Origin of the sequence: Acidibrevibacterium sp. (genome assembly GCF_049965395.1) — a bacterium.
Lineage (GTDB): Bacteria > Pseudomonadota > Alphaproteobacteria > Acetobacterales > Acetobacteraceae > Acidibrevibacterium > Acidibrevibacterium fodinaquatile.
Genome location: NZ_JBMFWJ010000021.1, coordinates 39,208 through 47,744 on the forward strand (window position 1 = coordinate 39,208; position 8,537 = coordinate 47,744).

9 protein-coding genes are annotated in these 8,537 nt (G+C 67.7%); 7 read left to right on the plus strand and 2 right to left on the minus strand.

From position 1 onward, the window contains the following. The first annotated feature begins 29 nt into the window (after positions 1-29). Complete coding sequence (locus ACP5M5_RS08310) at positions 30-584, plus strand: copper chaperone PCu(A)C (RefSeq protein ID WP_427936655.1); 555 nt, start codon at positions 30-32, stop codon at positions 582-584. Positions 585-851: 267 nt separating this feature from the next. On the opposite strand, the gene ACP5M5_RS08315 is transcribed toward ACP5M5_RS08310, so the two are convergent. Continuing rightward, positions 852-1,736: a LysR family transcriptional regulator gene (locus tag ACP5M5_RS08315; RefSeq protein ID WP_427936656.1), complete on the minus strand. Its 885-nt coding sequence runs from the start codon at positions 1,734-1,736 to the stop codon at positions 852-854. A gap of 121 nt (positions 1,737-1,857) precedes the next feature. Beyond that, positions 1,858-2,838 carry a thioredoxin-disulfide reductase gene (trxB, locus tag ACP5M5_RS08320; RefSeq protein ID WP_427936657.1) on the minus strand — a complete coding sequence of 327 codons (981 nt, stop codon included), beginning with the start codon at positions 2,836-2,838 and terminating at the stop codon, positions 1,858-1,860. Positions 2,839-3,029: 191 nt separating this feature from the next. Here trxB and ACP5M5_RS08325 point away from each other — a divergent pair, with 191 nt between their 5' ends. The 6 genes from ACP5M5_RS08325 to ACP5M5_RS08350 all read left to right on the plus strand — a co-directional run. After that, on the plus strand, positions 3,030-3,524 hold the full coding sequence (locus ACP5M5_RS08325; RefSeq protein ID WP_114912620.1) for an Lrp/AsnC family transcriptional regulator: 495 nt from the start codon (positions 3,030-3,032) through the stop codon (positions 3,522-3,524). Positions 3,525-3,539: 15 nt separating this feature from the next. Beyond that, positions 3,540-4,646, plus strand: a complete 1,107-nt coding sequence (locus tag ACP5M5_RS08330) for a glycosyltransferase (RefSeq protein ID WP_427936658.1) — start codon at positions 3,540-3,542, stop codon at positions 4,644-4,646. Next, positions 4,643-6,145 (plus strand): glycosyltransferase family 39 protein, encoded by a 1,503-nt coding sequence (locus ACP5M5_RS08335; protein ID WP_427936659.1) that lies wholly within the window; start codon positions 4,643-4,645, stop codon positions 6,143-6,145. The genes ACP5M5_RS08330 and ACP5M5_RS08335 overlap by 4 nt, the downstream gene beginning before the upstream one ends. Further along, the gene (locus tag ACP5M5_RS08340; RefSeq protein ID WP_427936660.1) at positions 6,145-7,131 is read left to right on the plus strand and encodes a threonine ammonia-lyase; all 987 of its coding nucleotides are present in this window, start codon (positions 6,145-6,147) and stop codon (positions 7,129-7,131) included. The genes ACP5M5_RS08335 and ACP5M5_RS08340 overlap by 1 nt, the downstream gene beginning before the upstream one ends. An 8-nt stretch (positions 7,132-7,139) precedes the next feature. Beyond that, positions 7,140-8,147 carry a class I SAM-dependent methyltransferase gene (locus ACP5M5_RS08345; RefSeq protein ID WP_427936661.1) on the plus strand — a complete coding sequence of 336 codons (1,008 nt, stop codon included), beginning with the start codon at positions 7,140-7,142 and terminating at the stop codon, positions 8,145-8,147. A 3-nt stretch (positions 8,148-8,150) separates the two neighbouring features. Next, the coding region (locus tag ACP5M5_RS08350) for a class II aldolase/adducin family protein (protein WP_427936662.1) at positions 8,151-8,537 on the plus strand (387 nt) is incomplete at its 3' end.

The following is an 8,537-nucleotide window of genomic DNA, read 5'->3' on the forward strand; positions in this document are numbered from 1 at the left end:
TCCCCTCCATCCCCGCTCGAGAGGTTTTCATGCGCCGTCGCCATTTCCTCCTCGCCCCGCTCCTGTTCGCGCCCCTCTCCGTCGCCGTCTCTCCCGCCGCCTTGGCGCAAGCCGTCGCGCACGGCGGCATCGTCGTCCGGCATGTTTGGGCGCGGGCGGCGGCGGAGGAAGGCATGTCGAGCGTCGTCTATCTCACCATCGTCAATCGCGGCGCTGATGATGCCCTGACCCACGCCCGCACCCCAGTCGCGACCGCCGCGGTCCTGCACCAGACTCGCAACGATGGCGGGGTGATGCGCATGCTCGGCGTCGCCAGCGTTCCGGTTCCGGCCGGCCAGAGTGTGACGTTCAAGCCCGGCGGCTATCACATCATGCTGGTCGGGCTGCAAAAGCCGCTCAAGCCCGGCGACACGTTTCCGATCTCGCTGACGTTCGCCCATGCCGGGACGTTGATCGTCGAGGCGCATGTGCTCAAGGCGGGCGCGAGCGGGCCGGGGCATGACAGCGATGACGACATGGGAGACATGAAGGATATGGGGACGAGCGGCGACATGAAGGACATGGGCGGGATGGATATGAAATAAGTGCCCGCGCCGCCAAAGAAGCCCCGCCGGGCATGATCCCGGCGGGGCAGTCAACAGGGAGGCTTCACACCCGGACGATGAAGGGGGTATGCGCCCGGGCAAGCCCGGCGGGACGGCCGGGCCGGCGCCGCCGCGCGGCCGTGGCGGGTCCGTTGACCCATAACCAGGGGTTGCGGCAACACACGCCGCACTATGCCGCTTTCTCGGTCCAAGGCCAGGGACAAATCAGGGCAGCTTCCATGCCCAAAGTGCATACCCAAGCCGCGCTCACGCCATTTCCGCCAGGCGCGCCAGCAGGAAGTCGCGAAATACCGCGACTCGCTTGGAATTGCGCAGCTCCTCGGGATAGACGAAGAACACATCGACGGTTGGGGATTTCACCTCCGGCAGGATGCGGACCACGTCCTCGGTTTCCGTCGCGAGATAGTCGGGCATGGCGCCGATCCCAAGCCCGGAGCGAATGGCGAGCAGCATGGCGTGCAGGCTGTTGACTTCGAGCAGCGGTTTGCGCCGGCTGCCGTCGCGCCGCCCGGCCTGCGCCAGCCAGTTGATATCGGCGACCGGCGGGTGATAATCGCCGAACAGGATCAGCCGGTGCTGGTCGAGATCATCGACGCTCTGCGGCGTCCCGAATTTCTGCAGATAGGCCGGCGAAGCGCAGATATGCCAGTGCATCGACATCAGATGGCGTTGCACCAAATCGGGCTGCTTGGGCGGATGCATGCGAATAGCGACATCGGCCTCGCGCATGGCGAGATCGAGATCGGTATCGTCGAGCAGGAGGCTCACCGTGACATCCGGATAGGCTTCGAGAAAGCTCTGCAGCCGCGGCGCGAGCCAGGAGGCGCCGAAGCTCACGGTGGTGGTGATTTTGAGCCGCCCGGCCGGTTTTTCCTTGCTTTCGGTGAGCAGCGCCTCGGTCATCGCGAGCTTGGCGAACACCTCGCGCACCGTGCGGTTCAGGCTTTCGCCCTGCTCGGTGAGGATCAGGCCGCGGGCATGGCGGTGAAACAACGGCACTTGCAGCGCTTCCTCGAGCGCCGAAATCTGGCGTGACACGGCCGATTGGCTGAGATTGAGCGTGTCGCCCGCATGGGTGAAGCTACCGGCCTCGGCGACGGCGTGAAACACCCGCAATTTGTCCCAGTCCATGGTCAAAATCCCTCCGCCGCCGGGACCGTGCCGGAGGCTCTGCATCATACTGCCGTCATTCTCATCGCCGTTCCCGCGCCGGTGCGCGCGGTCCGGCGCCACTTCTCGCCCCCGCTCCATGTCAGGCGGCGGCCTGATCATGCGCGGCAAGGCGGGCGGCGAGATATTTTTCCGCCTCCAACGCCGCCATGCAGCCGGTCCCCGCGGCGGTGACGGCCTGGCGGAACAGTTTGTCTTGCACGTCGCCGGCGGCGAACACGCCGGCGCGCGAGGTGCGGGTGCTGCCCGGCGTGGTGATGATATAGCCTTCCGCGTCCATCGCGATCTGGCCCTTGAAGATCGCGGTGTTCGGGGTGTGGCCGATGGCGACAAAGACACCGTCGGTCGCAAGGTCCGAAACCGCGCCGGTCAGGGTGTCGCGCAGCCGCACGCTTGTGACCGTCGCCGGCTGGCCGGCGCCGAGAATGTCCTCGACGACGCTGTTCCACAGAATGCGGATCTTGGGATGGGCGAAAAGCCGCTCTTGCAGGATGCGCTCGGCGCGGAGCCGGTCGCGGCGATGGATCAAGGTGATGGATGCTGCATGATGGGTGAGATAGAGGGCTTCCTCGACCGCGGTATTGCCGCCGCCGACGACGACGACGTTTTTGCCGCGAAAAAAGAACCCGTCGCAGGTGGCGCAGGCCGAAACCCCGGCGCCGGCGAGTTTTTTCTCGGCAGGCAGACCAAGCCAGCGCGCTTGCGCGCCGGTCGCGATGATCACCGCATCGGCCAGATACTGCACCCCGCTATCGCCGCGCGCGGCAAACGGGGTTGCCGCGAAATCGACGGCGGTGATGACGTCGTCGATGAGGCGCGTCCCCATTTTCTCCGCCTGCACCGCCATTTGCTCCATCAGCCAGGGGCCCTGGATGATGTCGGCAAAGCCGGGATAATTTTCGACATCGGTGGTGATGGTGAGTTGGCCGCCGGGCTGCAGGCCGCGCACCAGAACCGGGGCGAGCCCTGCGCGGGCGGCATAGATCGCGGCGGTATAGCCGGCCGGCCCGGCGCCGATGATCAGCGCCGAGCTGGTGATGGGAACCGAAGCGGGATCGTTCATTCGGTCATTGCCTAATTTTTGTCAGTCGCCGACAATATCGAGCCGTGCCGGCCTTAAGCAAGCGATCATACGTGTTTCGGTTGATGTTTCCCCCTTGCTCTCTGCCGTCAAGGTAATATTCTTTCGCCAATCCCGAGAGAGAGGGAACGCCTGCGGGCGTTCGGATGGGACGCCGACGCCGTGGAAACACCATGAAAACGCCGCCTATTGACGCGACACATCCCGAGCCGCCGGGGATCGACGCCATCGACCGCCGCATTCTCGCCGAATTGCAGGCTAATGGGCGCATCACCAATGTCGATCTGGCGAGCCGGACCGGGCTTTCGCCGCCGCCTTGTCTGCGCCGCGTGCGGCGGCTGGAGGAGGCGGGGTTCATTCGCGGCTATCACGCCGATCTCGATCCCGAGCGACTCGGCTGGCAGATCATGTTTTTCGCGATCGTCGGCCTCGACAGCCAGAAAGAAGCGGTTTTGGCCGAGTTCGAGGCGATCGTCGGGGCCTGGCCGGAGGTGCGCGAATGCCACATGACCCGGGGCGGGGTCGATTTCCTGCTGCGGCTGGTGGCGCGCGACGCGGCGCACGAGAATCAGCTGACCGAGCGCCTGACTGGCCTCGAACGGGTGAGCCGCGTCCAAACCCTGCAAACCATCCGCACCAGCCGAGCCCTGACCGGCGTTCCCCTCTGATCCCGGCCGCCCGGAATGTCTTCCTCTGCCCCGACCCTGCCCGCGCGGCTCACCGTCGTCGTCCCGTGCTATAATGAACGCGCCAATGTCGCGCCGCTGATCGCGCGGCTGGAGGCGGCGCTGCGGGGGATCGCCTGGGAGGCGGTGTTCGTCGATGACAATAGCCCCGATGGCACCGCTGCCGCGGTGCGCGAGATCGCGGCGCATGATCCGCGCATCCGCTGTCTGCGGCGGGTTGGCAGGCGGGGCCTCTCCTCCGCGGTGATCGAGGGTGCCTTGTCCTCCTCGGCCGAGTTCGTCGCGGTGATCGACGGCGATATGCAGCACGATGAAACCCGCCTCAAGCCGATGCTCGCCAAGCTCGCTGCCGGCGAGGGCGATATCGCGATCGGCAGCCGCTATGTCGAGGGCGGCGGCGCCGCGGGGCTCGCCGGCGGTTTCCGCCAGCGGCTCTCGCGGCTCGGCATCCGCTTCGCCCAGCTCTTTCTGCCCGCTCCGGTCAGCGATCCGATGAGCGGGTTCTTCATGATGCGCCGCCAGCGTTTCGAGGAGATCGCGCCACGCCTGGCCGGGAGTGGCTTTAAAATTCTCCTCGATCTGCTGTTCAACGCCCGCCCGCCGCTCCGCGTCGTCGAGATTCCCTTCGAATTCCGCGCCCGCGCCTTCGGCGAAAGCAAGCTCGATGCGTTGGTGCTGACCCAGTTCGCCGGTTTGCTGATCGATCGCGTGCTGCGTGGCGCGGTGCCGCTGCGCTTCATCGCGTTTGCCGGGGTCGGCCTGGTCGGCGTTGGCGCCAATCTCGCGTCGCTGGCGGTCGGGCGGGCGTTGGGGCTCGGCTTTGCGCTGGCCCAAGCGATCGCGACGGTGATCGCCATGGGCGTCAATTTTCAACTCAACAACACCCTCACCTATCGCGATCAGCGTTTGCGCGGCGGCCGGCTGTGGCGGGGTCTGGTGCTGTTCATGCTGTTTTGCGGCATCGGCGCGGTGGCCGATCTCGGCATCGCCCGCACCCTCTATGAGGACCACAACTCCCTCACCGTCGCCGGCGCCGCCGGGGCGATCGTCGCGGTGGTGTGGAACTACGCCATTTCCGCGACCCTGGTCTGGCGCGCCCGATGAACGGGATAGGGTCCAGGGACAATGTCCCTGGTGGCGTTAAGGGGCAGCGCCGCTCACCTTCCCTGCCTTTCCTTCTCCTGGCCCTCCTCGCTCTGACCGGCGTGCGGCTTTGGGTCGCGGCGCAAACGCCTCTCTCCCCGGACGAAGCCTATTACTGGGTATGGTCGCGGGCGCTGGCGCCGGGTTATCTCGATCATCCGCCGATGGTGGCGCTGTTCATACGGCTCGGGACCATCCTCGCCGGCCCCTCGGCACTCGGGGTGCGGTTGCTCGCGCCGGTTTCGGCGCTAATCGGCTCGCTGCTTCTGGCATGGGCCGCCGAGGATCTGTTTCCCGACCGGCGCGCCGGCATGTGGGCGGCAATACTGCTCAATGCGACGTTGCTGATGGCGGCGGGGGCGGTGACGATGACGCCGGATACGCCGCTTCTGCTGTTCTGGACGGCGACACTCTGGGCGCTGGCGCGCTTTGTCGTGACCGGCAAAGGCGGTTGGTGGCTGCTCGCCGGTCTTTTCGCCGGCCTCGCCATAGACAGCAAATATACCGGATTGTTGCTGTTCGTCGGCGCGGGTCTCTGGCTAATCGCGGTGCCGGCGCTGCGTCCCTGGCTTTGGCGCTGGCCGGTTTGGGGCGGGGCGGGGCTAGGAATTTTGCTTTTCGCCCCGGTCCTCGCCTGGAATGCCGGGCATGGTTTCGCGAGTTTCGCGAAACAAGGCGGACGGAGCGCGGTCTGGCATCCCGGTTTGCGGTTTTTCGGCGAATTGCTCGCCGGCCAGATCGGGCTTGCAACACCTTTGGTGTTTGCACTCGCTGTGACCGGCGTTGTCGCCGCGGCGCGGCGGTTCTGGCGGGAACGGGCGCCGGGAGACGGGCTTTTGCTCGCCGTCGGCGCGTTGCCGGCGCTGGTTTTCCTCGAACACGCGATCGGCGACCGGGTGCAGGCGAATTGGCCGGCGATCTGCTATCCGGCGGCGCTGGTCGCAACCGGCGGGCTCGCCGACGCCTGGCGGCGATGGATGGCGCCGGCGGCGGCGCTCGGTTTCGCCATCGCCGGCTTGGTCTATTGGCAAGCGGTCGCGGCGCCGTTTGCCCTTCCCGCGCGGCTCGACCCGACGCTGGCGCGGCTCGGCGGCTGGCGCGAATGGGCCGATCGGATCGAGGCGGCGCGGCAAGCGAGCGGCGCCGCCTTCGTCGCCGACGAAAATTACGGCGAGGCGGCGATGCTCGCCTGGCTCTTGCCGCGCGCTGTCGTCGTGGTCGGGGTCGCGCCGCGTTGGGCGCTGTTTTCGCTCCCGCGGGCGGATCAGGCGCTTGCGGCGGCGCCCGGGCTGCTGGTCGAGAGCGCGCGGCGCGCCGAGCATCCAAGCAGCACGGGGCTTGGCGAGGTCATTCGCCAGCGTCGGGGCGTGACCGCCGAGCGCTACCGGTTGTATGGTTTGCGCCTCGACGAGGGCGCGCCGCCTTCGGTGCTGCTGCCACGACCAGGAGAGAGGTTTTGATGGCCGAAGATGCGCCTCTTTTCACGGACGTGCTGGCGGCGGCCGAGCGTCTCGCCGGCCGGATCGTGACCACGCCGCTTCTCTCCCACCCGTTGCTCGATGAGATCGCCGGCGGGCGCATCCTTCTCAAGGCCGAGCCGCTGCAACAGACCGGCAGCTTCAAATTGCGCGGCGCGACCAACGCCGTGCGCCAGCTTCCCGAAGCGGCCCGGGCGGCGGGTATCGTCACTTATTCCTCCGGCAATCACGGCCAGGCGGTCGCCGCCGCCGCCGCCGCCGCGGGGATCGCGGCGAGCGTCTTCATGCCCGCCGATGCCCCAGCGATCAAACGCGAAAGCACCGCGCGCTGGGGGGCGTCAATCCGGCTCTATGACCGCGCCCGCGAGGACCGCGAGGCCCTCGCTCTCGCCTTCGCCGAAGAGCACGGCGCGACGATCATCCCGCCGTTCGACCACCGCGACGTCATCGCCGGCCAGGGGACACTCGCGCTCGAGATCTTCGCTGAAAGCCGCGCGCGCGGGATCACGCCCGAGGCGCTGCTGGTTCCTGCCGGCGGCGGCGGGCTGATCGCCGGCTGCGCGCTCGCCACGTCGGGGGTCGCGCCCGAGACCCGGGTCTACGCCGTCGAGCCCGAGGGGTGGGACGATACCACGCGCTCGCTCGCCGCCGGTGAGCGGGTTGCGAACGACCAAACGGGGAGCGGGTTCTGCGACGCGCTGCTGGCGCCACGCCCTGGGCGCCTCACCTTCGCGATCAACCGCGCCCATCTCGCCGGCGGCCTCGTCGTCAGCGAGGCAGAGGTGCGCGCGGCAATGGCGTTCGCGTTCCGCCATCTCAAACTCGTCGTCGAGCCCGGCGGCGCGGTCGCGCTGGCGGCCCTGCTCGCCGGCAAGTTTCCCGCCAAAGGGCGGGCCATCGCGGCAGTGCTCAGCGGCGGCAATGTCGATCCCGCCGTGTTCGCGGCGGTTCTCGCTGAGGGGGGTTGAGGCAAGGCATGAGCGGGGCTGACCTCAAGGCAATCTACGATCAGGATTTTTTCATCGGCCATGCCGAAGGCACGGCGGAAGCGGCGGCGCTGGTGGTGCCGCTGATCCTTGAGATGCTGCCTGGGCTCGGCGCGGTCGTCGATATCGGCTGCGGTGCCGGCCATTGGCTCGCGGCGTTCGCGCGCGGCGGGGTCAGCGACATTCTCGGCCTCGATGGCGGCGAAGCCGCGCCGGCGCTGGCGATCGCACCAGCGCAGTTCCGCGAGACCGATCTCGCCCGGCCGATCGCGCTGTCGCGGCGTTTCGATCTCGCGCTCTCGCTCGAGGTCGCCGAGCATTTACCGGCGGCGCGCGGCGAAAGCTTCATCGCCGAGCTCTGCGCCCTCGCCGATATTGTGCTATTCAGCGCCGCCATCCCCGGCCAGGACGGCACCCATCACATCAACGAGCGCTGGCCGAGCTATTGGGCGGGGCTGCTCGCCACCCACGGCTATACCCCGCATGACGTCATCCGCCCACGCATCTGGACCGATCGGCGCATCCCATTCTGGTATCGCCAGAATGTCTTCCTCTACGCTAACGACGCTGGACGGGCGCGGCTCCGCCTGCCGGCGGATACCGGCTGGCCGCGCGAGCAGGCGAGCGACATCGTCCATCCCGATCTCTACCGCTTCCAGAGCCATGAATTGCAGGAGCGCCGGCGCGCCGAAACCCCGGCGACGCGCTATCTGATGCGGCTCGAGCGTCAGCTCAGCGCCACCGAAAACCGGCTCGCCGCCATGACCATCGAACACAAGGCGGCCCGCTATGACGTCTATCTGCGCGAAACCACGCTCGCCGAGCGCGATGCCGAGATTGCCGCCCTCAAGGCTCAGCTCGCCGAGGTCAACGCCCTGATCGCCCGTGGCTTCGCGGTCCCGGCCACCAGGCGGCCGCTTCGCCGGGCGGCGACGCTGATCGGAAGCCGCGCTCTCGCCCTGGCCCGGCGCTATTTCCGCTTGATGCGAGGAGGATGAGAGATGTCAGACACCACCGCGACTGCGCCGCCCACCAACGAGACCACCGGCACGGCGGGGATCGGCCTCGATCAGGTGCGGGCGCATGTCACCGCGGCGGAATGGCGGGCGCGGCTCGACGCCGCCGCCTGTTATCGCCTGGTCGCGCATTTCGGAATGAGCGATCTCGTCTATAACCACATCACCGTGCGGGTTCCCGAGGACGCGCCCGGGGGCGGCGAGCGGCTGCTGATCAACCCCTATGGCTGGATGTATGAAGAAATCACCGCCTCCAGCCTGATCACCATCGATCTCGCCGGCCGGGTTCTGCTTAATCCGCACACCGATATCGGGATCAACCAGGCGGGCTACGTGATCCATAGCGCCGTGCATGGCGCGCGGGCCGATGTC